The organism is Rhizobium sp. SG570 (assembly GCF_012275345.1).
GTDB lineage: Bacteria > Pseudomonadota > Alphaproteobacteria > Rhizobiales > Rhizobiaceae > Rhizobium > Rhizobium lusitanum.
In genome coordinates this window covers 132,893-159,145 of the sequence record NZ_JAAZQI010000003.1, presented here as the reverse complement: position 1 = coordinate 159,145, position 26,253 = coordinate 132,893, and the positions used below count along the sequence as shown (strand labels likewise).

The 26,253-nt window shown below is 57.4% G+C and carries 26 protein-coding genes and 4 pseudogenes; 23 read left to right on the top strand and 7 right to left on the bottom strand.

What is annotated here, in order from left to right; translation table 11 throughout:
• Positions 1 to 46 precede the first annotated feature (46 nt).
• Positions 47 to 445 (top strand): annotated as a pseudogene (locus FHT28_RS08045) (hypothetical protein); the annotation flags it as partial.
• Here the strand turns inward: FHT28_RS08045 and FHT28_RS08040 are convergent.
• Positions 429 to 776, bottom strand: a complete 348-nt coding sequence (locus FHT28_RS08040; RefSeq protein WP_168595945.1) for a hypothetical protein — start codon at positions 774 to 776, stop codon at positions 429 to 431. The pseudogene FHT28_RS08045 and the gene FHT28_RS08040 overlap by 17 nt on opposite strands.
• 70 nt (positions 777 to 846) lie before the next feature.
• Complete coding sequence (locus tag FHT28_RS08035) at positions 847 to 1,569, bottom strand: MgtC/SapB family protein (protein ID WP_168595944.1); 723 nt, start codon at positions 1,567 to 1,569, stop codon at positions 847 to 849.
• A gap of 130 nt (positions 1,570 to 1,699) precedes the next feature.
• Between FHT28_RS08035 and FHT28_RS08030 the strand changes: the two genes are divergently transcribed.
• The 4 genes and pseudogenes from FHT28_RS08030 (at position 1,700) to FHT28_RS36815 (ending at position 3,495) form a co-directional block, all read left to right on the top strand.
• On the top strand, positions 1,700 to 1,927 hold the full coding sequence (locus FHT28_RS08030; RefSeq protein ID WP_112441876.1) for a hypothetical protein: 228 nt from the start codon (positions 1,700 to 1,702) through the stop codon (positions 1,925 to 1,927).
• An 87-nt stretch (positions 1,928 to 2,014) separates the two neighbouring features.
• Complete coding sequence (locus FHT28_RS08025) at positions 2,015 to 2,899, top strand: Ku protein (protein WP_168595943.1); 885 nt, start codon at positions 2,015 to 2,017, stop codon at positions 2,897 to 2,899.
• A 2-nt stretch (positions 2,900 to 2,901) separates the two neighbouring features.
• Positions 2,902 to 3,216 (top strand): annotated as a pseudogene (locus tag FHT28_RS36055) (DNA polymerase ligase N-terminal domain-containing protein); the annotation flags it as partial.
• Complete coding sequence (locus tag FHT28_RS36815) at positions 3,217 to 3,495, top strand: hypothetical protein (RefSeq protein ID WP_348644981.1); 279 nt, start codon at positions 3,217 to 3,219, stop codon at positions 3,493 to 3,495.
• 21 nt (positions 3,496 to 3,516) lie between these two features.
• Here FHT28_RS36815 and FHT28_RS08015 read toward each other — a convergent pair whose 3' ends face one another.
• Positions 3,517 to 4,323, bottom strand: a complete 807-nt coding sequence (locus tag FHT28_RS08015; protein ID WP_168595941.1) for a Ku protein — start codon at positions 4,321 to 4,323, stop codon at positions 3,517 to 3,519.
• Positions 4,324 to 4,889: 566 nt separating this feature from the next.
• Between FHT28_RS08015 and FHT28_RS08010 the strand changes: the two genes are divergently transcribed.
• The 4 genes from FHT28_RS08010 (at position 4,890) to FHT28_RS07995 (ending at position 9,525) form a co-directional block, all read left to right on the top strand.
• Positions 4,890 to 5,414: a hypothetical protein gene (locus tag FHT28_RS08010; RefSeq protein WP_168595940.1), complete on the top strand. Its 525-nt coding sequence runs from the start codon at positions 4,890 to 4,892 to the stop codon at positions 5,412 to 5,414.
• A gap of 174 nt (positions 5,415 to 5,588) precedes the next feature.
• Entirely contained in the window at positions 5,589 to 5,753 is a 165-nt protein-coding gene (locus FHT28_RS08005; RefSeq protein ID WP_037192009.1) for a DUF1328 domain-containing protein, read from the top strand.
• Between the two features lie 453 nt (positions 5,754 to 6,206).
• A complete protein-coding gene (locus FHT28_RS08000) occupies positions 6,207 to 8,300 on the top strand; it encodes a catalase (protein ID WP_168595939.1) in 2,094 nt (697 codons plus the stop codon).
• A gap of 52 nt (positions 8,301 to 8,352) precedes the next feature.
• A complete protein-coding gene (locus FHT28_RS07995; RefSeq protein ID WP_168595938.1) occupies positions 8,353 to 9,525 on the top strand; it encodes a DNA topoisomerase IB in 1,173 nt (390 codons plus the stop codon).
• A 186-nt stretch (positions 9,526 to 9,711) separates the two neighbouring features.
• Here the strand turns inward: FHT28_RS07995 and FHT28_RS36810 are convergent, their stop codons facing one another.
• Positions 9,712 to 10,224 carry a hypothetical protein gene (locus FHT28_RS36810; RefSeq protein ID WP_348644888.1) on the bottom strand — a complete coding sequence of 171 codons (513 nt, stop codon included), beginning with the start codon at positions 10,222 to 10,224 and terminating at the stop codon, positions 9,712 to 9,714.
• Between FHT28_RS36810 and FHT28_RS07985 the strand changes: the two genes are divergently transcribed.
• Entirely contained in the window at positions 10,214 to 11,512 is a 1,299-nt protein-coding gene (locus tag FHT28_RS07985) for a divalent metal cation transporter (RefSeq protein ID WP_168595937.1), read from the top strand. The genes FHT28_RS36810 and FHT28_RS07985 overlap by 11 nt on opposite strands.
• A gap of 133 nt (positions 11,513 to 11,645) precedes the next feature.
• Positions 11,646 to 11,831 carry a DUF3008 family protein gene (locus FHT28_RS07980; protein ID WP_168595936.1) on the top strand — a complete coding sequence of 62 codons (186 nt, stop codon included), beginning with the start codon at positions 11,646 to 11,648 and terminating at the stop codon, positions 11,829 to 11,831.
• A gap of 745 nt (positions 11,832 to 12,576) precedes the next feature.
• Here the strand turns inward: FHT28_RS07980 and FHT28_RS07975 are convergent.
• Complete coding sequence (locus FHT28_RS07975) at positions 12,577 to 14,034, bottom strand: PAS domain S-box protein (protein ID WP_092574332.1); 1,458 nt, start codon at positions 14,032 to 14,034, stop codon at positions 12,577 to 12,579.
• A 310-nt stretch (positions 14,035 to 14,344) separates the two neighbouring features.
• On the opposite strand from FHT28_RS07975, the gene FHT28_RS07970 reads away from it, so the two are divergent.
• The 8 genes from FHT28_RS07970 to FHT28_RS07935 all read left to right on the top strand — a co-directional run bounded on the left by FHT28_RS07970 (position 14,345) and on the right by FHT28_RS07935 (position 22,294).
• Positions 14,345 to 14,542 (top strand): hypothetical protein, encoded by a 198-nt coding sequence (locus tag FHT28_RS07970; protein WP_168595935.1) that lies wholly within the window; start codon positions 14,345 to 14,347, stop codon positions 14,540 to 14,542.
• Positions 14,543 to 14,884: 342 nt separating this feature from the next.
• Complete coding sequence (gene tkt / locus FHT28_RS07965) at positions 14,885 to 16,921, top strand: transketolase (RefSeq protein ID WP_168595934.1); 2,037 nt, start codon at positions 14,885 to 14,887, stop codon at positions 16,919 to 16,921.
• 298 nt (positions 16,922 to 17,219) lie between these two features.
• Positions 17,220 to 17,588, top strand: coding sequence for a response regulator (locus tag FHT28_RS07960; protein ID WP_168596114.1), 369 nt, complete (start codon positions 17,220 to 17,222; stop codon positions 17,586 to 17,588).
• Between the two features lie 278 nt (positions 17,589 to 17,866).
• Complete coding sequence (locus FHT28_RS07955) at positions 17,867 to 18,313, top strand: PRC-barrel domain-containing protein (RefSeq protein WP_037191397.1); 447 nt, start codon at positions 17,867 to 17,869, stop codon at positions 18,311 to 18,313.
• A gap of 533 nt (positions 18,314 to 18,846) precedes the next feature.
• Positions 18,847 to 19,164 carry a PepSY domain-containing protein gene (locus FHT28_RS07950; RefSeq protein ID WP_037191400.1) on the top strand — a complete coding sequence of 106 codons (318 nt, stop codon included), beginning with the start codon at positions 18,847 to 18,849 and terminating at the stop codon, positions 19,162 to 19,164.
• 40 nt (positions 19,165 to 19,204) lie between these two features.
• Positions 19,205 to 19,807: a general stress protein gene (locus FHT28_RS07945; RefSeq protein ID WP_047555538.1), complete on the top strand. Its 603-nt coding sequence runs from the start codon at positions 19,205 to 19,207 to the stop codon at positions 19,805 to 19,807.
• A gap of 158 nt (positions 19,808 to 19,965) precedes the next feature.
• Positions 19,966 to 20,847, top strand: a complete 882-nt coding sequence (locus FHT28_RS07940; protein ID WP_168595933.1) for a hypothetical protein — start codon at positions 19,966 to 19,968, stop codon at positions 20,845 to 20,847.
• Between the two features lie 292 nt (positions 20,848 to 21,139).
• Positions 21,140 to 22,294 carry an FAD-binding oxidoreductase gene (locus FHT28_RS07935; protein WP_348644980.1) on the top strand — a complete coding sequence of 385 codons (1,155 nt, stop codon included), beginning with the start codon at positions 21,140 to 21,142 and terminating at the stop codon, positions 22,292 to 22,294.
• Positions 22,295 to 22,529: 235 nt separating this feature from the next.
• Here FHT28_RS07935 and FHT28_RS36050 read toward each other — a convergent pair.
• Positions 22,530 to 22,652, bottom strand: a pseudogene (locus FHT28_RS36050) (alpha/beta hydrolase); the annotation flags it as partial.
• A gap of 846 nt (positions 22,653 to 23,498) precedes the next feature.
• On the opposite strand from FHT28_RS36050, the gene FHT28_RS07930 reads away from it, so the two are divergent.
• The 3 genes from FHT28_RS07930 to FHT28_RS07920 all read left to right on the top strand — a co-directional run bounded on the left by FHT28_RS07930 (position 23,499) and on the right by FHT28_RS07920 (position 25,436).
• Positions 23,499 to 24,791 (top strand): cation:proton antiporter, encoded by a 1,293-nt coding sequence (locus tag FHT28_RS07930; RefSeq protein ID WP_168595931.1) that lies wholly within the window; start codon positions 23,499 to 23,501, stop codon positions 24,789 to 24,791.
• Between the two features lie 143 nt (positions 24,792 to 24,934).
• Positions 24,935 to 25,180 (top strand): 30S ribosomal protein S21, encoded by a 246-nt coding sequence (gene rpsU, locus FHT28_RS07925; RefSeq protein ID WP_037191410.1) that lies wholly within the window; start codon positions 24,935 to 24,937, stop codon positions 25,178 to 25,180.
• Positions 25,181 to 25,280: 100 nt separating this feature from the next.
• Positions 25,281 to 25,436 (top strand): LysR family transcriptional regulator, encoded by a 156-nt coding sequence (locus tag FHT28_RS07920; RefSeq protein WP_081938671.1) that lies wholly within the window; start codon positions 25,281 to 25,283, stop codon positions 25,434 to 25,436.
• 250 nt (positions 25,437 to 25,686) lie between these two features.
• Here the strand turns inward: FHT28_RS07920 and FHT28_RS36045 are convergent.
• Positions 25,687 to 25,800: pseudogene (locus FHT28_RS36045) on the bottom strand (YkgJ family cysteine cluster protein); the annotation flags it as partial.
• A 95-nt stretch (positions 25,801 to 25,895) separates the two neighbouring features.
• On the opposite strand from FHT28_RS36045, the gene FHT28_RS07910 reads away from it, so the two are divergent.
• Entirely contained in the window at positions 25,896 to 26,111 is a 216-nt protein-coding gene (locus FHT28_RS07910) for a hypothetical protein (RefSeq protein ID WP_081938682.1), read from the top strand.
• Positions 26,112 to 26,253: the final 142 nt, after the last annotated feature.

Genomic DNA, 26,253 nt, shown 5'->3' with positions numbered 1-26,253 from the left:
GCGACTTTAGCGCGATGGCACGCTATCACCGGTCGAGGCGACGAGACAGGCAATCGAACGCATGGAACGCCTCGCGCCGAAACTGAATGCCGTCTCCTATTTCGTCGCTACCGCCATGCAGGATGCCGAACGTCACGCGGTAGATCTTCGCTCAGGTCACGACCTCGGGGCGTCGCACGGCATTCCGGTCGCCATCAACGATCTCATCGAGGTCAAAGACACACCGAGGGGCTTCGACCGATCCCTCGACGAGGACATGGCCCCGGCTGACGGAAACGAAGATACCGCCGGCATCCAGCAACGGGTCCTCGTTCAATCTCTTATGGATTTCCTGACGTATCTCGGCATCCGATCGCCGCTGCGAAACGCCATGTTCCTAGTGCGGGTCTTGCATGACGCCCTCCTCGCTTGCAGCCTTCATCATCGGCTTATCGGCTTGCGATAACGCTGTGCAGCAGGAATCCGGCGAGGCCGCCGATCGCAAAGAACGCTACACCTCGCGTCGCATAGCGTTTACGCGGCTGCGAGGCTAACACCGCCTCCGCAATCCGGCCCCGGGCCTTGTCCAGCGCTTGGCTACGCTGCCTCTCGCGAACCAACGTATCCGCCGATCGGGCATCATCGGTGCCAGGTTCCGCGTAGCCCGGAATTGGCTCCGGTGCGATCGACTCGATGTCTCCGGAGCCGCCGGCAGCCTGATCAAGCGCCTGTTGGGTGCGAACATCGCTGGAAGGCGAGGATGTGTCTTTAGTCCCAGCGTTCTTGAATTTGACCATAGTATTCTCCTTTCGCTCCGAGAGGCAAACCAACGCCGATGAAGAATGTTCCGCAACGGGCATCGGCCAATCACGCGGTCGTCGTCACCATCTCGAAGGAGAGGACCTTGTAGCGCTCCTCAACGGCGGTAAGCAGTTCCAGCGCGGCGCCGCCGACGCCAGAGTGTTTCCAGCGCACCTGATAGGTTACATGGACGGTGGCATCGGCCTCATCTTCCCTTTTAGCGATGAAGAGGAAAGTGTAGCCGAGCGGCTCGAATATTGCCTGGATCTTTGCGATCTCGGCAACGTCTGCGAGTTCGATCTCCATACGCGCCTTGTGCTGATGCGGTATCAATTCATCGAACCATTTGAACGGCGACAGCACGATAAAGGCCGCAATGGCGCCAATTGATCCGACCACCAATTGTCCGCCCCCGATGCAAAGGCCGATCGCCGTCATGATCCACAGCGTAGCCGCGGTCGTGACGCCCGTGACGAGATCGCCGCGTTTGAGAATGGCGCCGCCGCCAATGAAGCCGACGCCCGTCAGCACGCCAAGCGGAAAGCGCAGGACGTCCATGGAGACGAACGATTGCGATGTCTTGCCGATCGTGGAAAGCAGCAGGTTGGCCTGGATCATGGCTAGGCACGCCGCCAGGCCGACGAGGATCGTCGTCCGGAACCCGGCGGCATGTCCGCCGACCTCGCGGTTGACGCCAATCAGCGCGCCGCTGGCAATCACCAACAGCAGACGCACGATGATATCAACCCATGAAGGGTTTAGGGGCATGAACTCGATCATCGTTGGCATAGCGGCCTCCGCCCACTCGTTTCACGGCAGATCTTAAATTCTGGAACAAAGCCGGAGAGATTTCGTTCCGCCCACTGGAAGAGGGAGGCACTCCAATGGCCCGCCTCCCCGTATTTTCGGGAGAAAAGACATGACCATAACGGCAAAAGACGTCGTCTCGGTTCTTGGCCCGGTCGATGAAACCCTGATGGCTGATATCGCGGCGATAAGCGCAACGCCCAAAGAGCTCGCGGAGGCCTGGGCCTGGGTCAACAGCGACGAGGCTCTGATCAGTGAGGGCAGGACCTTGCCGAGTGGCAAGGTGGCCGAACTGGTAGAACTACTCTGCGCTGGCGAAGAGGATGAATTCGAGAGGTGATCTTGCAATCCGGGGACGACATCCGACAGCACGGAACAATGCCGATCCAATGCCGTTGAACCCTAACGTGGAAATGGAGCATGAAGCATGGCCCCGCGCGCGCAATGGAAGGGATTTCTCAAATTCGGCGAGGTAAGTTGCCCGGTGGCACTCTACACTGCGACCTCCACGTCCGATCGGATTTCCTTCCACACACTCAATCGCACAACGGGCAATCGCGTAAAGCGCGAATTCATCGATAGCGAAACCGGCAAGCCCGTGCCGCGCGAGGACCAGATCAAGGGCTATGAGATCAACAAGGATGACTATATCACGCTGGAGCCCGAAGAGATCACCGCCGCAGTGCCGGAGAGCGACAAGGTCCTGCGCGTTAAGGCCTTTCTCGCCTGCTCTGATATTGACGACGTCTATTTCGACCGCTCCTACTATCTTGCCCCCGCCACCCGCGCCAGCGAGGAAGCCTTTGCGCTGATCCGCGAAGGCATGCGCAAGAGACAGGTCGTGGCCATTGCGCAGGCGGTCCTGTTTCGTCGTATGCGCACCATGCTGATCCGCGCCCATGGCAAGGGACTGATCGCGACGACACTGAATTTCGATTATGAGGTCCGCGCCGCCGAAGAGGCCTTTGACGACGTGCCCGAGATGAAGATCAAAGGCGAGATGCTCGACCTTGCCGAACACATCATCAATACCAAGCACGGCACGTTCGTGCCCGGCGAATTCGATGATCGCTACGAAGCAGCGCTCATCGAATTGGTGAAGGCGAAAGTCGAAGGTAAGGCCATTGCGAAACGCAAGGCCCCGAAGGTCGCGAAGGTCACCGACCTTATGGAAGCACTGCGCCAGAGCGCCGGCATGGATGGCGATAAAGCAGGGCCGAAGCAGGCGGCGGACAAAACCGGCTCAGCGCGGCGCCGGACGACGAAATCGCGCACCGGTGCATCCTCGCCACCACGGCGCAAGGCGGGCTGACCATGGCGCTCGAAACCTATAACAGCAAACGCGACTTCTCGAAAACAGCCGAGCCGAAAGGCATGGCTGCGAGAAAACGCAAGGGTTCGGACAATAGCTTCGTCATTCAAAAACATGCCGCCCGCCGGCTGCATTATGATTTTCGCCTGGGGATGGATGGCGTTCTTAAAAGTTGGGCGGTCGTCAAAGGCCCCAGCCTGGTTGCCGGCAACAAACGGCTAGCCGTCCACCCGGAGGACCACCCGCTGGAATACGGAGGTTTCGAAGGCACAATCCCGAAAGGCGAATATGGCGGCGGAACCGTCCTCGTTTGGGATATCGTCGCCGCATTCAAAGACCTACCGGTCGGGACGGCCCTGCGCAATCAGCGGGGCATGACGGCCGTTGCCCCCTACTCGACCCGAGCCCGCCCAGGAGCGGCGGTTTCCATGCCACTATCATGGGAGGAACTAACGCCTCCCATAGGGCCGAACTATTTTACGGTGCTGAATGTGCCGACACGGCTGGCGGCTTTGCGCTCGGACCCGTGGGCGGACTTCAAGGCGGCGGCCGAACCGCTGTGCCGGTCACCGCGGAAGAGAAAGCGTGTGGCCTAAAACACTCGAACGACCGCGCCGCTATCGCTTTTTGGTTCTCGTTTCCTGCGAAATACTCTTCCTGAGCGCGTCCATGATATTGATGACGTTGCTGGGCGCAGCCTCTTCTTCCACCTTTGCCTTGGCGGGACGCTTCCGGCCCTTTTTCTTGGAAGCGATGATATCGAGCAGCTTTTGCTGGATCGGATCGGTCACCATGCTCGGGCTCCACGGCTTCTTCTGCTTGTCTATCAGCTTCTCCATAAGCGTCATCAGCGTGGGTTCAGTCGATTGCCTCTCGATATCACCGAAGTAATCCTGCTCATCTCGCACTTCATCGCCAAACCGTAACGTCCACAGAACGATCCCTCGTCCGCGCGGTTCGAGCATGACGGCACGCTCGCGGCGGTACATGACCAGTCGCGAGATGCCAACCATGCCAGTGGCGACCATGGCGTCACGGATCACGCAGTAAGCTTCTTCACCGACGGGATCATCCGGCGTCAGATAATGCGGCGTATCGAACCAGATCCACTCGATGCTGTCGCGCGGCACGAACATCTCAATGTCGATCGTGCGGGTGCTTTCCAGCGCCACCGCGTCGAGCTCCTCATCTTCAAGGATGACAAATTCGTTCTCGCCACGCTCGTATCCCTTGACCTCGTCATCCTCGTCCACGGCCTTGCCGGTCACGGAATCGACATAGCGGCTAACGATGCGGTTCCCGGTCTTCCTGTTGAGGGTATGGAATCGCACCTTCTCGTTTTCGGTCGTCGCCGGTGCCATCGCGACGGGACAGGTCACGAGTGATAGTTTCAAATAGCCCTTCCAGAACGAGCGTGGCGCCATGGATTTTCCTCCGTCGCGGAAGTGGAACGGACTTCGGCATGCTTAGTTCCCTGACGGCTGCAACGAGGCGGAGGATGTTTGTCGCGCACGGGGAGGCTCGCAGTGGCCACTCGGAACATTTAAGACCCCGGAGTGTTGAGGAATGCACTCCTGTCCTCGGCAATAGAAGGATACGGCGATGCCATATTCCGAGCCAAGAAAATACCGGTCATTGATGGTCTCCATTGTGACGGCAGCAATTCTCGCATTCATCATAGTTGCTGGTGTGATCATCTCCCGAGATCGCTCTGGAGAGCGACCCGGAACAGCGTCTCCGCATGCACTCGACCAATCCCAATGAGATAAATGTGGGCAGCTGTATGGTTCCCATCCGAATCCTTGGAATGCGCCCGCGGAAGAGTTGGCCGTTAAGTCAAAATCGAAATCACACCTTTCCACTCTGCCCTGAACACAACTCGACGCGCGCCAACCGTTGTGATGTCGGATCGACACTTGGCAGTGGCGTTGCCACGATGATGACCCAATAAAATGATGTTCCGTTCAGGTCTGATTATGAGGACCCGCGGATGGAATGGATTAACAGCTACATCGATCGACCGTTGCTAGACGGCGCAGCTAGCGGCTTGCGAGCCTGGCATATTCGTTTCGGACAACATCCCGAGCGGCTTGAGCCGACATGGCATCTCGCTGTGCTCTCGCTTCTCTTGATCGCCGCCGCACATTTTCTTCGCGACTCTGGGCTTGTCCTCTGCGCTTCAGCTGTCGCCATGCTCGCGCTCCCTTCCGTTTGGAAATTGGTTTCCTCGTTCAGAGTAGCCAATATCTACAGCCGACGAGAATATGCACTCCACAGGACGCGCGCCTTCACAAAACGGGAGGCAGAATGGTCCGTGAGAATGACCGTCCTGTTCGTGTCCGCAAGCCTCCCGTTTTTCGCAGGAACAGCCGACCCGACGGGGATGTTTTTCTTACTGGGGGCAAGTCTTTGGTTTGTTCTGACAGTTCCTGCAAAATTCTATCTTCAGGCAGCCGAACCACCCGAACCCGATGAGGACGATAGATTATTTCAACGCGCCGTTGGGTTCGGCTGATGTACAAGCAGATGCCATGGGACGCCTTCATTGCCGACCTCCATTGTTGCCTCGCTTGAGCAGATCAATGCCCGCAGCCAAGCGCGAGAGATCAAATGCAATAAGATTATGGATCTTTTGGAACCAATTTTGATGAGTTCCGTTGTCTCCTCATACACCGAAAAGGAGATCACCATGCTTTATTATGCTCTGGTGTTTTTTGTTGTGGCGCTGATTGCGGGGGTTCTCGGATTCGGAGGAATCGCGGGCGCTTCTGCTTCGATCGCACAAGTTCTGTTCTTCATCTTCTTGGTTTTGCTGGTCATCTCGCTGGTTATGCGGGTCGTGCGGCGGCCGTAGGAACGGACAACGCCTGTGACGCAGCCCGGCTGAGAAGCCGGGCGGGCTTTGCGATTTCGGAAAATGCCGAGGAACTGAATTTCCCATCGGCATTGCCCGGCTTCGATCAGCGTCTTCTAAAGGCAATCACCACATCGCCCACAAGGAAATGACGCCGCTGAGGGTCGGGGTATAGCGCGTCGCGCGAAATCCATGATCGGAAAACCATTCCTGGTTTTACGCTTGTTTGCCCCCCTGTGCTCGGCGGCCATTTCCCTGACGGCATCGTGCATCCGACATTGGAGGCGACGATCGTCGAAGCACCTGCCCACCTTTACCGTCGCCACCAACACGATCTTGGCATTGGGCTCATTGCCCCCTGAACGGCCCATGAGCGACGAACGCAGGTCGCTCGGAACAACCGGGAATAGCGGGCGTTAGGTCCGCAGAATGACATCCGAAGGAGGACCCCCAATGGCAACGGACACGAATTTCGAGACCTCGCGCGGCGAAGGCGGCGAGACGCATCAGCAGGTGCCGGCCAAGGGGCCGCATGGGGGCGTCGATCATTTGACGACAGACCAGGGCATCCCTGTCTCCGACAACCAGAACAGCTTGAAATCGGGCGTGCGCGGGCCGACCCTTCTTGAAGATTTCGTGCTGCGCGAAAAGATCTTTCATTTCGATCACGAACGCATCCCCGAGCGGATCGTGCATGCCCGCGGTTCGGGCGCGCATGGGTTTTTCGAACTCTATGAGCCGCTTCCCGACATCACCAAGGCCGATCTGTTCCAGCGCAAGGGCGAAAAGACCCCGGTCTTCGTCCGCTTCTCCACCGTTGCCGGCGGCGCAGGCTCCGTCGATACGCCGCGCGATGTGCGCGGCTTCGCGGTGAAATTCTACACCAAGCAAGGTAACTGGGATCTCGTCGGCAACAACATCCCCGTCTTCTTCATCCAGGATGCGATCAAGTTTCCGGATCTCGTCCATGCCGTCAAAATGGAGGCGGACAGGGCCTATCCGCAAGCCGGCAGTGCCCACGATACCTTCTGGGATTGGGCATCCCTGATGCCGGAAGCGACCCATATGCTGATGTGGGCGATGTCGGATCGCGCCATTCCTCGCTCGCTCCGCATGATGCAGGGCTTCGGCATCCACACTTTCCGCCTCGTCAACGAGGCCGGTAAATCCACCTTCGTGAAATTCCATTGGCGGCCGAAACTCGGCATGCAGTCGCTGGTGTGGGACGAAGCGTTGAAACTACAGGCAGCCGATAACGACTATCATCGCCGCGATCTGTTCGAGACGATCGCCGCCGGCCATTTTCCGGAATGGGAGCTCGGCCTACAGCTCTTCGACGACAAATTCGCCGAAAGCCTTCCCTATGATGTCCTCGATTCCACCAAGCTCATTCCTGAGGAGATCCTGCCACTCAAGATCGTGGGACGGATGGTGCTTGATCGCAATCCGGACAATTTCTTTGCCGAGACCGAGCAGGTCGCCTTCTGTCCGGCCAATATCGTGCCGGGGGTCGATTTCACCAACGATCCGCTGCTGCAGGGGCGTCTGTTCAGCTATCTCGACACACAGAAATCACGGCTCGGCACCGCGAATTTCCATCAATTGCCGATCAACGCGCCGAAATGTCCGGTGATGAACTTCCAGCGCGACGGCCAGATGCAGATGAACGTACCCAAGGGCCGCGCCAATTACGAACCCAACAGCCTTGCCGCAAGCGGCGAGCCTGGCGGGCCGCGTGAATGTCCGGTCACCGGCTTTCGAACCTTCGCCCACCAGGCCGGGGAAGAAGAGCAAGGTGACAAATTGCGGGCACGCGGCGAACTCTTTGCCGATCACTACAGTCAGGCACGCCTGTTCTGGAAATCGCAAACGCCGTCGGAACAGGCTCACATCGCCTCCGCCTTCGTGTTCGAGCTATCGAAGGTGCAGCTCGAGCAGGTGCCGCCACGCATGGTGGGCAACCTCATGAATGTCGACGCCGATCTGGCAAACCGCGTCGCCGCCGGTCTCGGCATCGTCCTGCCCAACAAGAATCCGCCTGCCCGTAAACCGATCGATCTCGATCCTTCGCCGTCCCTGTCCATACATCGCAACATGCTGGACACGATCGAAGGTCGGCAGATCGGCATCATGATCGCCGCGGGCAGCGACGCCAAGGCAATCTCTGATCTTATCGACTCTCTGACCGCCGCCGGCGCCACACCCTTCATCGTCGCGCCGAAGGTGGGGGGAACGAAACTTTCAGATGGCAATACGATCCAGGCCGACGGGCAACTCCTCGGTTCGCCGTCACAACTCTTCGACGCCGTGGCGGTCATCCTGTCGAAGGAGGGCGCGGCAATGCTCGTCAAGGAAGGGGCTGCCGTGCAATGGGTGATGGATGCCTTCGGCCATCTGAAGGCCATCGGTTATGATGAGCCGGCCAAGCCTCTGCTCGACAAAGCCGGCATTCAACCTGACGCAGGTGTGGTCGGTCTCTCCGCTTTTGTCGGTGCAGCCGGCAAGCGTTATTGGGATCGCGAGCCCCACATCCGTATGCTTGCGTAAGCTGCGCGCGATGCAGAAAACATCAAACACCCGCGCGGACCCAAGATCTCAAATGCGCCCGAGCAAGAGAGCCGCGACTGAGGGCAATGCGCGTTTGGGATCGGGACTAAATGGCGGCGGCAGCGACAGCGCCGCCAGACCAGCCGCGGCCGAGGTCGTAGAGGGACGCGGACGCGCAGCTGTTGACCCGGCAGCGCCGAAAGGTGACCATGGTTCCGGATGTTTCTATCTCGCCACACTGGACGGCGGCGTTACCCGCAAAAAGGGCCGAAAAGACTTTCTCTATTACGATCAGAGCGGAAACCGCATCGTCGACAAGGTTGAGCTCGACCGCTTTTCCGCCCTGGCCATTCCTCCCGCATACATCGACGTGATCATTTCACCGGATCCGCGATCGCACCTGCAGGCCGTCGGCCGCGATGTCAGGGGACGGAAACAATATCGCTATCATCCGGATTGGATCGCAGAGCGCGGCCGGGAGAAATTCGCGCAACTGACGGAGTTCGCCCGAGCATTGCCTAAAATCCGCAAGCGGATCGATATCGACCTTCGCCGAAGGAAGCCCGGACTAGCAAAGGCGCTCGCTACCGTCGTCTGGCTGATGGACAAGCTCTTCATCCGCATCGGCAACGAGGCCTATGCGATGGAAAACCACTCCTATGGCTTGACGACCTTGCGCAGCCGCCACGTCAAAGTGGTGGGATCACGCGTCCAATTTCGATTCAAGGGGAAATCCGGCAAGGAATGGCGACTGAGCTACAGCGATCGCCGCATCATCCGCGCCATACGAATGCTGCAGGAGTTGCCTGGCCAGCAGCTGTTCCAATATGTGGACGATGATGGCGTTCGTCATTCGATACGCTCGCAGGACGTTAATGCTTATATTCGTGACGCGGCGGCCGGCGACTTCAGCTCGCGGCAATTCCGCACCTGGGGCGCCACCCGTATGGCGGCCTCCACGCTGGCGGCTATCCAACCTGCCGACACAGCCGCAGCGCGAGCAAGACAAGTGAACGAAGTCATCGATGCCGTTGCGGCGAAACTGGTGAACACGCGCGCTGTGTGCCGAGCATCCTACATCCACCCGCGTGTATTTGGAGACTTCGAGAACGGCGCCCTAGCCGAAATTACGCAAGTGAAGGTGAAGACGAGATCCAGCAACATGCTGAGATGGTTGGACGAAGATGAACTCGCAGTGCTTCGGTGGTTGGAGCAGTCAGCATGAACACGATCCAGCTTTACAAAGCATTTCGATCCGTCAAAGAAACCGCAGCCGGGGGATACGATCGAACTCCTCGCGCGCATTCGCCAGGCGACCAATCGCGAGCTGAACCCGCCGGCTGACGCGGCAGTTTTCCCGCTCACTACCGACGCAAATCCACCGCATTCACTTGTCTATACCCACACCCGTTCAGATCTTACCGCGGGCTCCACCAGCGAGAACGAGTAGCTGGTGTTCATCATGAACCCCTTGTTGATACAACTCGATGATAACGGCAGCCACGCGCTCGGCTTCTTCTGTGTCTTTGGCGATGTCCAACTCGATCAGAAGAGCATCGAAAGCCCGCTGACAGATATCCAAATCGGCCGACTGCAACGGATGCTCATGGCTGGTGAGATATTTGCGGATCATCGCGTTTCTTTTCCCTGGCACTCTGGGTAACGACCCACAACCGATGCTCAAATCACCTAGCATATCTTTCAGAAACCGCGTTAGCGCGAGTTTGGATTTGAACGATCTTTTGCTGGGCACGAGGTCTGTCACGCGGATGACTGCCATAGTCACCAAGTCAGCATGACACTCCTCAACCCAAACAATAAATAGCTGGCATGGGCTGAAACCAATGGTCGCCTTGATCGTTAGCGTATGAGCGCTGTTCGACGCCGCACGATCAAGAGGTGAGACATTTTCGATGGACGCCAATTCTACCGAGCCATCGCCTCAGGCGGCGAGCAAACAGTCAGAGCGTCCGAATCTGTTAAAGATCCTTGGTCCCGGGCTGATCACCGGGGCGTCCGACGATGATCCGAGCGGCATTGCGACCTATTCGCAAGTCGGTGCTCAATTCGGATACAGCATGGGCTGGGTCATGCTTTTCAGCTGGCCCTTGATGTGCGCCATTCAGGAAATCAGCGCCCGGATCGGGCGCGTAACAGGTCAAGGCATCGCCGGCAATCTGAAGAGACACTACCCCGTTGGCGTCGTATACAGCGTCGTGTCATTGCTGGTGGTCGCCAATGTCATCAACATTGGGGCTGACCTCGGCGCGATGGGGGCGGCACTCAAGCTGCTGATCGGCGGCCCGGCGTTGATCTATGTTGCCTTGTTCGGCCTTGCGTCGGTGCTGCTGGAAGTGTTTTCGCAATATTCGCGGTATGTTTCAGTTTTAAAGTGGCTCACCCTCTCGCTCTTTGCTTATGTCGGCGTCGCCTTCGTGGTGCATATTCCATGGGGCACCGTTGGCTATAATCTGGTCGTGCCGCACATCACCTTCGATGGGCCCTACATCACAGCGGTTGTTGCCGTGCTCGGGACGACAATCAGCCCCTACCTGTTCTTCTGGCAGGCTGAAGAAGAAGTTGAGGAGGTCAAAGAACGCCCGCAGGCAAAACCGCTTAAACGCGCGCCCGAGCAAGCGAAGCCGGAGTTTCAGCGTATCCAATGGGATACTTATATCGGTATGCTCATCTCGAACGTGGTGGCACTGTTTATAATTTTGACGACCGCAGCAACGTTGAACGCGCACGGCGTCACCGATATCCAGACATCTTCGCAGGCAGCCGAGGCGCTCCGGCCGATAGCGGGGCCCTTTGCGTTTTTCATCTTTGCTCTCGGCATCATCGGAACCGGGCTGCTCGCCCTGCCCGTGCTCGCCGGCTCATCCGCCTATGCGCTTGGAGAGACCTTTGGATGGCCCGTGGGGCTCTCACGCACGGCCGGAAGGGCAAAGGCTTTCTACGGAGCTATCGCTATCGCAACGTTCCTCGGAATTGGCCTGAATTTCAGTCCGATAGATCCAATCAAGGCGCTGTTCTGGAGTGCGGTAATCAACGGCGTCGTCGCAGTTCCCGTCATGGCGTTGATGATGCATCTTTCGAGCCATCGTCCGGCAATGGGCGAATTTCGGTTGCATATCGGATTGAAGATCGTCGGATGGCTGGCAACGTTTATCATGGTTGCCGCCGCTATCGGCCTGTTCGCAACCTGGTAGGTGCGAGGCTCTGTTGTTGCGGTTGCAGCATGCGTCTCGAAGGGGTTTTCGGTTGGCATTTTGGAACGTTCAATGTCTTCCGAAGTTATAGAATTACCGTCCATGAAAGCGGCAATCTTCAAAGGAGATCGAAATGCCCGCGAAATCCAAAGCTCAACAAAGGGCTGCCGGCGTAGCGCTGTCCGCAAAGCGTGGCGAGACTCCGAAAAGCGAATTGAAGGGAGTCTCGAAAGAAATGGAGAGATCCATGAGCGAGCGGCAACTGGAGGAGTTCGCATCGACCAAGATAAAGGGTAAACCGGAACACGTATCCAAATGACGATGCGTGGAGGAATGACCGGTGCCTCATCGTTCCAATGCTCAAGGCATTTACGACGGTCTTACTTCTGGTCGCAATCACAACGACAACATGGGCACAGTCAGCACCCAGTGCCCTCAGCCAGGATGCGGACTTTCTTCGCGCTTTTGACGGACAGTTTACCGGAACTGGCAGGTTGGAGCGTGCCAATGGCTCAGACCACGCGCTGACGTGCGAATTCAAAGGCAATAGCGTGGGGCGGCAGGCCGTCTTTGACGGGCGCTGCACGACAGCGATCATATTTGGCATATCGATGCGCATCAGTATCCGATATGACGCAGGGACGAGGCGCTATTTTGGCTCGTTTCACGAGAGTATGGGCACCGTTGCCGTTCTTGCCGGCTCTCGGCGGGGCGAGACGCTTTCGCTCTCTTTTATCGAGACGGCAAAGAGTATTCGTCCCAATCCACCCGCACGACTGACGATCACGCGAAGAAATCATGACATAGTTCTGGCACTTCGCAGAACAATGCCAGGTCGGGGTCAAAACCTTGACCTTGTGTTGCGCCAAAGTTGAAATCCACCATTGGCTCACCTGCGAGCGCTCATCTGGTGGGAGCCCGCCTCGGGCAGCAACACCGCCTCACGCGTACCATTTCGATTGCGTTATTTAAGGAGTGGATCAAGAAGGCAAGTATTCGGTCGGCATGGCGCGGCAATATTGCGGAACGGTCGATTGGATCCGCGACCGAAACAGGGACTGCGATTACGCAACGAGACGGTCTGCCCTAACCGTGAGGCGGATCGACAAACCCTCGGGTCTCCATTCCCGAGAAATCTCGCCGCCGAGCTGGCTGCGGACCGTCGCCTTGGCGAGGATGCTGCCAAATCCATCACCATCGGATTGCCGCTCGACCCGCGGCCCGCCGATCTCAGTCCACGTCAGCATAAAGTGCTCCCCATCCTCGACGCATGTTATATCGACGCGTCCGTCCGAGGTGGAAAGAGCTCCGTATTTCGCGGCGTTGGTTGCAAATTCATGCAGCAGCAATGCAAAGCTCGTGACCGCGCTGCCGCTAATCGTGACATCGGGGCCAGTAATGATGGCCCGCGATCGCCGGTTGTCGGTGCTGACATCGTAGGGCGCCACAATCGTCTGGATCAAGGCGTGCAGCATGGTTGTCTGCTCGTTGCGACTGGCTGCGTCAGACGTGCGGGGAACCGTCAAGGCATGCGCAAGCGCCAATGCGTTCAATCGGGCCGAAACAGCGGATGCGAGCTCGCCCGGTGTCGTCGCGGCTCGCGCGCTTAAGGACACAACGCTGCTTGCAAGACTGAACAGATTTTTGACGCGGTGGTCCATCTCCCTGATCAACAGATGTTGCTGCTCTTCCGCGCGCCGGCGCTCGGTTATATCGCGAGCGATCTTGGACGCACCGACTACGCGGCCTTCGCGATTTTTGATCGGCGAGACCGACAATGATATTTCGACGAGCCTGCCGTCCTTCCGGCGCCGGATCGTTTCATAGTGGTCGATGCGTTCGCCACGGCGGATGCGCGCCAGGATCTCTGGCTCCTCGTTCTGTCGATCCAGAGGAATAAGCATGAGAACAGGCTGGCCGATTGCTTCCTCCGCCGTGTAACCGAACAGACGCTCGGCGCCACGGTTCCAGTTGACGATTGTGCCGTTCAAATCCTTGGCGAGGATCGCGTCGTCGGACGATTCAACGATTGCAGCAAACCTTTGGGCCGCCTCTTCCGCAACGGTCAGTTCGGTCAGATCGACGAGCATATTGACTGCGCCGCTAAGATTTCCGGCGGCGTCGAATATCGGAGTTGGAAGTGCAAGGAAAGCCACACGTGTACCATCCGGCCGCTCGGCAACCGCTTCCAGCCCTCTGACGGCGCGGCGCTCTTTCAGCGCGATCGCCATGGGACATTCGTCGTGCGGGAGAGGTGTCCCATCGGGCCGATAGAGCTTCCATGAGCCGAAAAATTCGCTCGCTCCAAGCTCGGGGCTGACACCCCACATCACAGCTGCTGCTTTGTTGTAGAACGTGATCCTACCGACGGCATCCGTCGTATAGACGGCTTCCGGCAATGCCTCGAGAACATCCTGAAGCGCCAGCGGATGATAAAGCGAATTTGGTTGCGATCCACCTTTAGCAAAAATTTCGGAGGACTCGGTGATCACATCATTCTCAGCAATCGACAGATGGTTCATCGCGTACACTCCGTTTCCCGGCAATGCTTAAAACCGCGACCTCATGCGCAGATAGTATGGCCGCAGTAATAAAGCCGAAGACAGGTCTTCTTCACCCGCAATTGAAGTACACTCGGGCGGCCTCGTAGATGGAACTATTAAGGCGGCAGGAGTAGGGATTGTAGATCGAAAAATACTATAACGATTAGTAGAAATTGTCTTTTTTCGTCGCATAGGTCCATTTTATGGGTGCGCGATGCGACGCCGGCGATCCGGTCAGTGAGAAATTCGACCCCAGGTTAACCCCGACCGAGACGGTGCCGGAGATCTTATGGGACGCGCCGATACCGATATCGAAAGCATGACTGTTCTCTGCCGGGTTTTCAGAATTTGGACGACTTGGCGATCACGATCAGGTGCGGCATCCTTGAATGAACGCGTGACGCGCTATTCTCTCTCTGCTGAGGCAAGGATCGACATGGCGGCGCAGAAAGAGAATTACCTCAGACAGCGCGCCTATCAAATTTAGCAGGAGCGGCGACGGCCGTATGGGGAAGATCTCCGCCATTGGTTGAAGGCGACTTACCTGCCGGAATGGGGTGCCCACAAGGATGCTTGAGACCCCACAAACCGCGATATTTCCGTCCTTTTGGCAAGGACTGCGGCGGGGGCATAGGCAAGCGGGTAAGGGATGCCTAGTCGCTCGCACCGCCAAAGCCGGTGAAGCACGAAACAGGAACCCAAAGCCACCCAGTGGCGTTCTGGGTTCCTTGCTGAAATCAGGCGTGGCGCCAGCCAAAACAGTTCCCGGTTTACGCAGGATCACCATCTGCGCGTCAGATGACACGGCAACAAGTCCTTGGAGGAATAAATGCAAAACCAATCTCAAGCGGCCGACAAGGCCGTACCGGCTCCCAAAGATCAGCATCTGCGCGAGCTCGCCAATTGCATCCGCTTTCTGTCCATGGATGCTGTCGAAAAGGCAAAAAGCGGCCATCCGGGAATGCCGATGGGCATGGCGGACATCGCAGCCGTGCTGTTTTCAGACTTCATGAAGTTCGATGCCGACGATCCATATTGGTTCGACCGCGATCGTTTCGTGATCTCGAATGGCCACGGCTCGATGCTGCTCTACAGTCTTATGTACCTGACGGGTTACAAGGACATGACGATCGAAGAGATCCAACGGTTCCGTCAGATCGATAGCAGGACGCCCGGACATCCGGAATATCACCACGCGCCCGGGATCGAGACGACCACGGGGCCTTTGGGACAGGGGCTGGCGAATTCGGTTGGCTTTGCTTTGGCCGAACGGATCATGAATTCCGCCTTTGGCGACGATCTCGTCGATCATTTCACCTATGTTTTCCTCGGTGACGGATGCACGATGGAAGGCGTCAGCCACGAAGCGATTTCGCTCGCTGGCCACCTGAAGCTCGGAAGACTGATCGCCTTTTTCGACAACAATTCCATATCCATCGACGGCGCCACCAGCCTTGCCGAATCCGACAATCAAGCCGACCGTTTCCGTGCCTCGAACTGGCACGTGCAGGAAATCGACGGACACGACACGGACGCTATTCGCAGCGCCATCATCGAGGCACGGAAAGTTACCGACAGGCCATCGATGATTTCTTGCCGAACCATCATCGGCTTTGGTTTTCCGACAAAGGCCGGCACGCAAAAGGCGCATAGCGACGCGCCGGGAGAAGAGGAAATCGCCGGCGCCCGCCGGATCCTCGCTTGGTCCGCCCCTCCATTTGAAATCCCGCAACCGCTGCTCGACAGCTGGCGCCAGATCGGCGCGAGGGGCCGACAGGCACGGATGGCCTGGGCCGATCGTGTGAAGGAGATGCCGGAATCGCTTCGGGAAAATTTCGAACGGCGCATGAAAGGAGAACTACCTTCCCACTGGCGTCAGGCAATCGCATCGGCCAAGGTCGAGCTGCTTGCCAGCGAGAAGGATTTGGCGACGCGGCAGGCAAGCGGCATCGTGCTCAATCATCTGTTCGATGCCATTCCCGAAATGCTCGGTGGTTCGGCGGATCTGACACCATCCAACAATACAAAAGCGAAAAATCAGGTCGAAATCACACCCGGTCACTATGCCGGCTCCTATGTTCACTATGGCGTCCGCGAACATGGCATGGCAGCCGCAATGAATGGCATTGCGTTACATGGCGGCCTCATTCCGTACGGCGGAACATTCCTGACGTTTTCCGACTATTGCCGACCGTCCATTCGCCTTGCCGCTATGATGGAAATTCGCACCATCTTCGTGATGACGCACGATTCCATAGGTCTTGGCGAAGATGGTCCAACACACCAGCCGATCGAACATCTGAGTGCGCTGCGCGCCATTCCCCGGCTTGCCGTCTATCGACCGGGCGATCCTATCGAGACTGCCGAATGCTGGGAAGCGATCCTCGACGCACCCAGACGCGCGGCGCTGATCGCGTTATCCCGGCAGCCGATGCCTTTTCTTCGGCGTGATGCCGGTGGCGAAAATCTCTCGGCTAGGGGCGGCTATATTCTGCTCGACGCCGAAGGCGGAGAGCGACGCCTCACGATCATGGCAACCGGGTCCGAACTGCATCTTGCGACGCAAGCGCGAGCCGTCTTACAGGGCGAAGGGATTCCGACTGCGGTCGTTTCCATGCCCTGCCGCCTGATATTCGAAGAGCAGGATGATGATTACAAACGCAAGGTTCTCGGCGAAACCCGGGCACGTGTTGCCGTTGAAGCAGCCGTGCAGGATTCCTGGGATCGCTATCTGGGACTCGACGGCCGTTTTGTCGGCATGCACGAGTTCGGCGCATCGGGCAAGATCGACGACGTCTACAAGAAGTTCGATATCACGACCGACGCCGTGGTCCGCGCCGCTCGAACGGTCTTGAGAACGGCTTGAGCGCCGAAATCACCCGTGCCACTCACGAAATGCCCAATAGCTGCCAGTATCTCGCGGTGCACGACCACATCCAGATATTCAAACGCTTGATCGGAAACATAGCGTTGCGAACGCTTATGCCCGGAACAGGCGCTTTTATGGTCATTGTGTACTTACTTTCGATATACATTGAAAGGCACGGATCAATTTCGAGGCGAGCCGCGTTACATATCCACTGATGCTGACCTTGAACCGCGCCAATTCACACCTGCTGTCACCACTTTCAAAGGAGCGGTGGCCCAAGAGAATTGATATTTCAATGACCCATGCCCGTATTGCCGTTCTCGTGGTCGAGGACGAACCACTAACGAGGATAGACATTGTGAGTGCTCTGGAGGATGGCGGGTTTCTGGTCTTTGAGGCTGCAAATGCCGACGAAGCCATTGTCGTCCTCGAACAACATACTGAAATACAAGCCCTGTTCACCGACATCGATATGCCCGGCAGCATGGACGGTCTGAAACTTGCAGCCGCTGTTCGAGATCGCTGGCCGCCCATCAAGATCATCGTGACATCCGGCCACCGGTCCATTCTGGAAGAGAACCTCCCGATCGATGGGCGGTTTTTCAACAAGCCCTACAACCCCGAGAGAATTATCAGCGCGATACGCGAAATGGTGGCGGCCTGAGCGAGGGCGACACTGATCATCATCCACGTTTGTGCTGAGCTTTTGTTGCTTGCCTATAAGGTCGGAAGGATAGATGCTCCTCAGGATTGTATGCCCCAGTTATCCATAAGACTCCATCCCTTTGATCGCACACGGAATAAAAGCCCAACCGACGGCTGTCGTCGCACAAAGAGGAAAAACAATATAAATCAATGAACTAGGGAACGTTTTTCGCTCGCAAGGGTTAACTCCCGGTAATGGCATGCACCTTCGTCTGCCGTACTTTACAGGAGTATCTCATGAAAATTCGTTCGATCCTTGCCGGCTTGGCGCTCACACTTATGAGTGGCGCAGCCTTCGCTCAGACGACTGCTGCAACCGGCGCAGACGCCGCCATGGCTGGCCCCGGCATCACAATGGGCAAGACGGCGAGCGGCCCCTTAAAATACGTCAACATCCAGGACGATGATCTGGTCACGTCGAAATTGGTCGGCATCGGCATATACAACAAGCAGAACGAAACCATTGGTAAAATATCCGACGTAGTCATCGGTGGGGGCAAGTCGGTGATTGGCGTTGTTGCAAGTGTCGGCGGCTTCCTCGGCATCGGTGAAACCTACGTGGTTCTCGATCCATCGTCGATCGCGCTGGCGCCGGACAACGGAACCTGGAAGGCTTATGTCGACACCTCGAAACAGGATCTCTCGATGGCCCCGAAGCTCGACTATTCCAAATTGAGGAAATAATGCTGGGGCCAGCTTCGCGCTGGCCCTCTTCCTTCTGACCTGTTGCACTGAAAAAGAGCCGGCTCCAAAAACGTTGGCTCCGCATCACCGCCTCTTCTCCTATGCGGTTATTCCACGCGCGCATGACATGGAGACACGACATGGAGAACGGTAGATCGATGGCGGACGCCCTCCCCGCAGAAATTTCCAGGGCGCTGATGGAGGCCTCGAAAGCATTCTTGCGGTGATGGGGAAATCGCGGACGGAAAGGCAGTACGCCCGCGTGCTGTTTCGCTAACCATGGTGGGAAAACCGAAAAACAGCCATGCTCACCATACCTTTCTTTCATGTCGGTTGGCCTGCGATCTCGCCAGCAAAACCCGTGAACCGCAAGGTAGTTCTAAACTTAGTCGTCGCCGGCACGGCTTGCAGTCGGGCATCAATTAAAGGCAACCCCTCACCCAATCGTCTAGTCCGGCCGGAACCAATTGCTGCGCACATGGTTGTAGACTTACGGATCTCGTGAAGAAGATCCGGCAATGTGAGGAAACACAATGAAAACGATGATTTTCGCCGCGGCGCTCCTTGGAGCGTCAGCGCTGACGGCTGTCGCCCAGACATCCGCGACCCCGTCGACGGATGCCAATACCCCGGCCGTCGCTACCCCCAACACCAAGAACCCGACGGCGCCCGTCGCAGGCCACAATAGCTTCACCGAGGCACAGGCCAAGGAACGCATAGAGAAGGCGGGGTATAGCGGCGTCACGGCGCTCAAGCTGGATGACAAGGGTCTGTGGCAGTCAACAGCAACCAAAGACGGCAAGTCCGTGTCGGTCACTCTCGACTACCAGGGCAACATCGTCGCGATGTGATTGCCGCACATCCGAATCTATCGATTTCAGGAGAACTAAAATGAAAACAGTTTCCGGACTTTTCGACGACTACAAGGATGCCGAAACCGCAGTCGAGGCGCTTGAGAGATCTGGTGTGCCTTCAGAACAGATAAGCATCGTTTCGAACAATGCTCACGATCATGACAAGGATCATTCGGGTGCGGCCAATGGCGCCGGTACGGGTGCGGGGCTTGGCGCTGTCGTTGGTGGCGCGGGCGGTCTACTGACGGGCCTGGGCATGATCGCAATTCCGGGCGTGGGCCCAGTTGTAGCGGCCGGCTGGCTTGCGGCGACCGCGGTTGGTGCCGTCGCTGGCGCAGTCGCCGGCGGTGCTGCAGGTGGCCTGATCGGTGCCCTGACTGATTCCGGCGTTCCGGAAGCCGACGCGCATGTCTATGCCGAAGGTGTCCGTCGCGGCGGGACGCTCGTCACCGCGAAGGTCGAGGACGCAGTCGCGCTCAATGCGCAGACAATTCTCAAGCAGTCGAACTGGGTCGATCCGGTTGAGCGTCGCAACGCCTATACCAAGCAAGGCTGGACCAAGTTCGACGATAGCCTTGATCCGTACGAACCGGCGGCCATCGAGGAAGAGCGGGCCCGCTATCGCCAGCCAGGCGTCTGATGAAATGAGCTCTGGCCTCAAGGTCAGGGCTCTCCTTTCTCACCGATCTATCTTAAACACAGGAGGCTCTCATGGGTCGCGGCATTCTTCTCTGGTTCCTGGGCATTCCGATCCCGATTATCATCCTCATCATGCTCTTTGTACGATAGGAGCGCATCATGACGACAATCGACGCAAATGCTGCGCGCACTGTTGCACCTGAATCCTCCGCCTCCGGCGTGAATTGGGCCCCTATCATCGCAGGAGCACTCGCCGCTGTCGGTGTGACGCTGATCCTGACACTGCTAGGATCCGGACTAGGCCTGACTATGGTGTCGCCATGGTCCTCGCAAAGCGCTGCGATCGCCACCGTTTCAATCTCAGCGGCTATCTGGCTCATCATCGTCCAGTGGCTTTCGGCTGGTATTGGCGGCTACCTAACCGGCCGCCTTCGCACGAAATGGGTATCGGTCCATACGGACGAGGTCTATTTCCGGGACACCGCCCACGGACTACTCACCTGGGCATTGGCGACGCTGGTCGTCGTTGGCGTCCTCGGTTCAGCCCTTTCATCGATCGTCGGCGCCGGGGTCCAGGCCGCTTCCACCGTGACATCTGGCGCGGCCACCGTGGCGGTTTCCAAAGCCGGCGACAGCGTGGGAGGAAGCTCCTACTTCGTCGACAGCCTGCTGCGGCCGGCCGACCCGCGGAAGCTTCCGGCAAATGCGAACGTCACCGACACCTCAGCGGCGCAGGTCGCCACAATCCTCGCCAATGGCGCGGTTTCCGGCAGCATTTCCCCGGATGACCAGACGTATCTGACACAGCTTGTCGCTGCGAAGACCGGCCTGTCCGACTCCGACGCTAAAACGCGGGTCGACACGATTCTGAAGAATGCTGCCGACGCCAAGGCAAAGGCTCAGCAGGCTGCAGAGAGTGCTCGCAAGGCTGGTGCCAAGCTCGCCCTTTTCGGGACATTGTCGCTGCTGATCGGTGCATTCATTGCCGCCGTCGCTGCAGTCATCGGTGGTCGCGAACGCGATGATATGAAAGCACTTTGAAAATAGGGTCGCCTGTAAGGCAGGCGACCCTACGCCCGAGCGACTTCGGCTCGAACTTTTCGCTGGATGTCATGGTTCTCGAAGGACGCCCCCAGCCGCAACGGTTGATCGCCGTCGAGCTCATTAGATCCGAGATCGAACGATGGTCGATTACCACCGTTGATCGACCGCCAGGCGATGGCAGATTGCATCGCATCCTCTCGTTTAGGCCTCTCCATTGGACAATCCCGTGCCCCTTACCCATAAGCAGCACCTGCGCCACGACCAACCTCTGTGGGCAGCTTCTCCGAGAATTTCGGTGGCGTCGAGGAAGAGGCCATCGTCCACATCGTTCGATGTCATCATCGTTGGAGCGGGCATCAGCGGTGCGCTCATGGCGCATGCGCTGGCGGGAAAGGCATTGAGAATCCTTGTCGTCGATCGCAGACAGCCTGTACGTGGCAGCACCATAGCCAGCACGGCGATGATACAACATGAGATTGATGTACCCCTGCATGTGCTGGCGAAGATGGTTGGCGAGAAGAAGGCACAGCGTGTCTGGCAGCGCTCGGCGCGTGCGGTTGAGGAACTCGTCAGCCTTGTCCGGGACCTCGAATTGAAATGTGCCTTTGAGCGGAAGCACACACTCTTCCTGTCGGGTGAGGAGTATGGCGCTCGAGCACTTCAGATGGAGGTCGATGTCAGAGCGAAGGCTGGGATCAAAGCGGAACTACTCGATTCCTTTACTCTTCGAGAACGATATGGACTTCATCGGCACGCAGCGATCGACAGCGCTATTTCAGCGTCAGCCGATCCGGCACAGCTTACCGCAGCATTACTTCGAAACGCGAAGGTCCATGGTATCGAAATCGCTGCAGGCATCGAAATCAAGGACGTGCGTAATACCGATGAGGAGGTCGTCGTCTCGACGTCCGAAGGAGAAATGATCACGGCAAACCATGTCGTGTTCTGCACGGGTTACGAATTTCTGGAATCGATTGCGAACAAGAGCCAGAAGCTGATCTCGACCTGGGCACTTGCCAGCCGGCCGCGGCTGAAGCGACCGGAATGGCTTGATCGTTGTCTCATCTGGGAGGGCTCGGATCCGTATCTCTATTTCCGCACAACGCCGGATGGTCGGGTCATAGTCGGCGGCGAAGACGAAGATGGCGACGGCGCCTATAAGGATTCGTCAAAAGTCGCGAAGAAGGCAAAAATTCTTGTTGAGAAGCTGGGCGATCTGACCGGCATATCGATCGGCAGGCCCGACTTTACGTGGTCGGCCGCGTTCGGCGTAACGCCAAACGGGTTACCAATGATTGGCAACCTCCCGGGAATGAAGAACGTTTTCGTGACGATGGGTTTCGGCGGCAACGGCATAACGTTCAGCAAGATTGCGGCGGATCTCATCTCTTCCGAAATCCTGGGGCATCGTGACGCTGATTGGGATCTGTTCCCCATCCATTAATCTCACTGTGACTGAGAGCTACCACAAAGAGAAGGACGAACCTCCGGAACGCCGGCATTGAGCGGTGGGGCCTTGGACGACGACGCTTTCATCAGGCTTGGGTTCATTATCCGACTGAATTTCGATATTGATTTCGGCGAAGTATTTTTAGGCGCGTTGACACACCATCATTTGTGCAGGGCGATCAGATGCAAGTGATGGCCTCGTTGGGAACTATGCTAGATCTGCGACCCGCCCCCCATGTCATATGGGTGCGGGATGACCGCAGCAAAAGAAGTGGCGGGCCGGAGCCCGCATGGCGGACGCGAAGCTCCCCGGGTCCAACGTCGATCATTTCCAATTGGAAGCCGCAGAACATGCATTCTCCTCGGTCTCCGGTGCGAAGTTGGAGCAAGTGCAAAACACCGGAATACGGCATTGGGAGTAGCAACCCGAGGGCGCCCCAGATGTTGCGGCGTTGCTTCCATTATATAATTTGAGTTGGGTCAGCGGCTCCCCAGCATGTTCTGGGTATTTAGGACGACTTCAGTCGCAGACTTTCGCCGCTGAACGCAGGATGGAATGCTTTACCGTCGGAGCTTCGCCCTATCGCCTTTACTGAGTTGGTGTTGTTGCCGGTGGAGTTGAATTAGCCGCTGATGGCTGGATCGTCGTCTGGGCAGGCGGAACGCGAGAGTCCGATGGACCCATGATAGACCAAAAGCTCCAGGCCAGAGCCGCGACCAGAACAGCCGCAAGAATGGCGATCCAAGGAGACCACGCCGGCCGATCAACCGGCGTCGTTCTCAGGCCGGGGCGGGGGTTGTCGGTATTTTTGCTCATTGCAACACTCCTCCAGAGCGAAAGTCCTTAGCTGCAATAAAAGTTCCACCTGAGATGTGAAATTCGAGCGACCGAATCCGCGCTCCGAGTACAAGGAAATATTCGCCCATAGTCCTATCGTCAGACCGATATCAAAGAGCAGGAAAAGACGGCGTCTGAGCGTGGGGAACGCGCTGGTCCTCTATTGCCTTGCGAGTTCGCGCATCGGAAACAGAGTTATCGGTCGGAACGATGCAGGAGCGACAACGTTCATCACTACAAGCCTCGCCACCAATCATGTCGCCCGCGAGGAGAATCCTGCAACGCGGGAGCGCTTTACTGAGCCGTCGCAGCGGGCACCGGCAGGGTTGGCTATCAAATAGGTGCGGGAGACGTAGCCTGGATGAACACATATATGGTCACGTTGTTCATCTTTGGAGCGATCGTGCTGCTGACTGCGTGGCTACCGCTGGCTCTGCGTCATATGCCCTTATCGCTGCCGATCTGCTGTGTGGTGATCGGCATGCTTCTGACGTGGACGCCACTCGCCCCACTTCCACGGATAAACCCGCTCGACAGTCGCGAACTCACGGAACATCTAACAGAATTCGTCGTGATCGTGGCATTGATGGGCGCTGGCTTGAAGATTGACCGGCCGCTGGGATGGCGGCGATGGGCGATGACCTGGCGATTGCTCGGGATTGCCATGCCCATCTCGATCGGGATGATTGCCCTCCTCGGCTGGGGTGTTCTCGGGCTGGGGGCCGCCTCCGCGCTCCTGCTCGGTGCGGCACTCGCACCTACCGATCCCGTACTGGCGGGTGATATCCAGGTCGGACCACCGCAGACCGGCGAAGAAGACGACATCAGATTCGCGCTGACCTCGGAAGCCGGCCTCAACGACGGACTCAGCTTCCCCTTCGTCATGGCCGCTATCGCCGTGACCTCACAAGGAAGCAATGATCATGGATGGATCGCTCATTGGTTCGCCTTCGATGTCGTCTGGAGACTGACGGCAGGTATCGCTTTGGGGTGGGTCACCGGCCGCATACTCGGATATCTGACATTTAAGGTTCCGAGGTCCAGTCGCATAGCTAAAACCGGCGACGGACTTGCTGCACTGGGTTTCACATGCCTTTCATACGGCGCGACCGAACTGATCCATGGTTACGGTTTTGTCGCTGTGTTTGTGACAGCACTGACGCTGCGCAGTGTCGAAAGGCAGAGCAGCTTTCATGGAGAGCTCCATGATTTTGGCGAGCAGATCGAGCGACTCCTGATGATGGTCGTACTTGTCGGCTTCGGCTCCGCGCTTGCGGAGGGATCGCTGATATCGCATGTCGACTGGCGTGTCGTCACTGTGGCCGTGCTGACGCTTGCGATAGTCAGACCGGCGGCTGGCTGGATCAGCCTGATCGGCGGCCAACAGCCGCGTGCCGAGAAGCTCATCGTTTCTATTTTCGGGATCAGAGGATTAGGGTCGATTTACTATTTGGCTTACGCCTCCGGAAGAGCTTCGTTCAACGGGATCGAGGTCATCTGGGCAACGGTTTTTCTAATCATCCTTTTTTCGGTGATCGTCCACGGCGTGGCAGTCACGCCGGTAATGCGGTGGATCGATCGTGAACGAGGTACTGACAGCTTGCGCCCAACCACGATGGACAGCCAACAGACCGAAAACCAGGCAGACGCCTAGAGCGAAAATGTTCGCTCAATCAACGACTGATTCACGTATGCCTCCATCTTGATGGCTGCCCCCAAAGCAGTATTGCCAAGCCCTCTGCTCTGGGCGTAAGGACTCTCCCCGAACAATGAGCACGGTTATATCAGGAGAAAAGCTTGCAAGTCCTTGTTAGAGACAACAACGTCGATCAGGCGCTACGCTTTCTGAAGAAGAAATTGCAGCAGGAGGGTGTTTTCCGGGAAATGCGGCTGCGCGAGTATTATGAAAAGCCTTCCCAAAAGCGCGCCCGCGAAACGGCTGAGGGAATACGGCGTGCGCGCAAGCTCGCACAAAAGAAACTGAACCGCGAGCTAGGCATAAGCACAGCTAAAAAGCCCAAGCCGGCTCCCCGCTCCAAATAGATATAACCTACTCTCCGCCGAAAGCGCAGCCTGGCGGAAACCTGCTTCCGCGGAGCCAAAAGTGTGAACCGGCTCTGCACGATGACCCCGTTGAGATCCCGTGCAAGCGATTTTAAGCTTCACTCGGGCGGCCATCAGGCTCGGCATATCCCAATCGGCCCTCAGCCAGGCTATACGTCGGTTGATTGAGACATTGCGCCGGGCACTGGGCGACGTGTCGGAGAGGCTCGCAGCCGTCACTTCGATGCGCAGCTGAAAGGGTATGGCATCGCCCTTGTTTTGGAAAGCAGCGCACCACCGCCGACAAATCACTGTGCCGCGTGCTGGAGCAATTCCAGGAAAAGTGCGCAGCGGTTTTCCGTCTGGAATTGCGTAAAAATAACAGATAGAGCGGTTTGGCGATTCCATGAATCGCTGAACCGCTCCAGAGGACTGGTGTCAGCCGTTCGCCGGGTTTCACTTATACTATCCGAGCCACCGGCAAAGCTCTGCTGCTTTCGACTTTCTTAGGCACGACAAACATCTGGCCGAAGATCATAAACCAAGCATGATGTGTTCGAACCAATGTGACCGGTCAAAGCTAAACAGCGCGCGCCGCGACACCGCATTCCTCCTTGATCTATTTTCACGTGCCTTTCTGCAATATTTTGGCCGTAGTGGAACTTTCAGCCACGCTATCGATTTGCTTCGTCGAAACAGCGAGGAGAAGTCGGGCATGGATTCACAACGGACTTTTCAACGACGACGCCCCGTAAGGGGTGCTCCTTATTCACTGGCGGAATTTCAGAAAAAGTACCGCCTGGACGGTGGCACCGCCGAAGACCTCTTCCTTCGGTTTGGCCCCTCGGCGATTGAGCTCGATTTGCTCATGAAGGCAAAACGTCGAGCACCTTCTTTTGATGAGCTGACGAAAGATATGCCTCATCGCTAGAGATAGTCCAATGGCGCTCTCTCCAGATGTCAGAGGCGCCCTCACGCCGCATGAACCAAGATCTCACTCCCAGATCTTGTTTTCACAGCGTCAAGTTTACATTGCCCTACCATCATCTTGAACCGAGGAGGTACTCGAATTG

What these genes read in the sequence shown, in the direction of transcription:
- FHT28_RS08040 (WP_168595945.1), bottom strand. Translation starts at nt 776, where the DNA reads ATGGTCAAATTCAAGAACGCTGGGACTAAAGACACATCCTCGCCTTCC.
- FHT28_RS08035 (WP_168595944.1), bottom strand. Translation starts at nt 1,569, where the DNA reads ATGCCAACGATGATCGAGTTCATGCCCCTAAACCCTTCATGGGTTGAT.
- tkt (WP_168595934.1), top strand. Translation starts at nt 14,885, where the DNA reads ATGCAAAACCAATCTCAAGCGGCCGACAAGGCCGTACCGGCTCCCAAA.
- FHT28_RS07910 (WP_081938682.1), top strand. Translation starts at nt 25,896, where the DNA reads ATGGATTCACAACGGACTTTTCAACGACGACGCCCCGTAAGGGGTGCT.
- FHT28_RS07940 (WP_168595933.1), top strand. Translation starts at nt 19,966, where the DNA reads ATGACGACAATCGACGCAAATGCTGCGCGCACTGTTGCACCTGAATCC.
- FHT28_RS08030 (WP_112441876.1), top strand. Translation starts at nt 1,700, where the DNA reads ATGACCATAACGGCAAAAGACGTCGTCTCGGTTCTTGGCCCGGTCGAT.
- FHT28_RS07930 (WP_168595931.1), top strand. Translation starts at nt 23,499, where the DNA reads ATGAACACATATATGGTCACGTTGTTCATCTTTGGAGCGATCGTGCTG.
- FHT28_RS07970 (WP_168595935.1), top strand. Translation starts at nt 14,345, where the DNA reads ATGGGACGCGCCGATACCGATATCGAAAGCATGACTGTTCTCTGCCGG.
- FHT28_RS07955 (WP_037191397.1), top strand. Translation starts at nt 17,867, where the DNA reads ATGAAAATTCGTTCGATCCTTGCCGGCTTGGCGCTCACACTTATGAGT.
- FHT28_RS07975 (WP_092574332.1), bottom strand. Translation starts at nt 14,034, where the DNA reads ATGAACCATCTGTCGATTGCTGAGAATGATGTGATCACCGAGTCCTCC.
- FHT28_RS07950 (WP_037191400.1), top strand. Translation starts at nt 18,847, where the DNA reads ATGAAAACGATGATTTTCGCCGCGGCGCTCCTTGGAGCGTCAGCGCTG.
- FHT28_RS07960 (WP_168596114.1), top strand. Translation starts at nt 17,220, where the DNA reads ATGACCCATGCCCGTATTGCCGTTCTCGTGGTCGAGGACGAACCACTA.
- FHT28_RS07980 (WP_168595936.1), top strand. Translation starts at nt 11,646, where the DNA reads ATGCCCGCGAAATCCAAAGCTCAACAAAGGGCTGCCGGCGTAGCGCTG.
- FHT28_RS07945 (WP_047555538.1), top strand. Translation starts at nt 19,205, where the DNA reads ATGAAAACAGTTTCCGGACTTTTCGACGACTACAAGGATGCCGAAACC.
- FHT28_RS08015 (WP_168595941.1), bottom strand. Translation starts at nt 4,323, where the DNA reads ATGGCGCCACGCTCGTTCTGGAAGGGCTATTTGAAACTATCACTCGTG.
- FHT28_RS08005 (WP_037192009.1), top strand. Translation starts at nt 5,589, where the DNA reads ATGCTTTATTATGCTCTGGTGTTTTTTGTTGTGGCGCTGATTGCGGGG.
- FHT28_RS08010 (WP_168595940.1), top strand. Translation starts at nt 4,890, where the DNA reads ATGGAATGGATTAACAGCTACATCGATCGACCGTTGCTAGACGGCGCA.
- FHT28_RS07995 (WP_168595938.1), top strand. Translation starts at nt 8,353, where the DNA reads ATGCGCCCGAGCAAGAGAGCCGCGACTGAGGGCAATGCGCGTTTGGGA.
- FHT28_RS08000 (WP_168595939.1), top strand. Translation starts at nt 6,207, where the DNA reads ATGGCAACGGACACGAATTTCGAGACCTCGCGCGGCGAAGGCGGCGAG.
- FHT28_RS07985 (WP_168595937.1), top strand. Translation starts at nt 10,214, where the DNA reads ATGGACGCCAATTCTACCGAGCCATCGCCTCAGGCGGCGAGCAAACAG.
- FHT28_RS08025 (WP_168595943.1), top strand. Translation starts at nt 2,015, where the DNA reads ATGGCCCCGCGCGCGCAATGGAAGGGATTTCTCAAATTCGGCGAGGTA.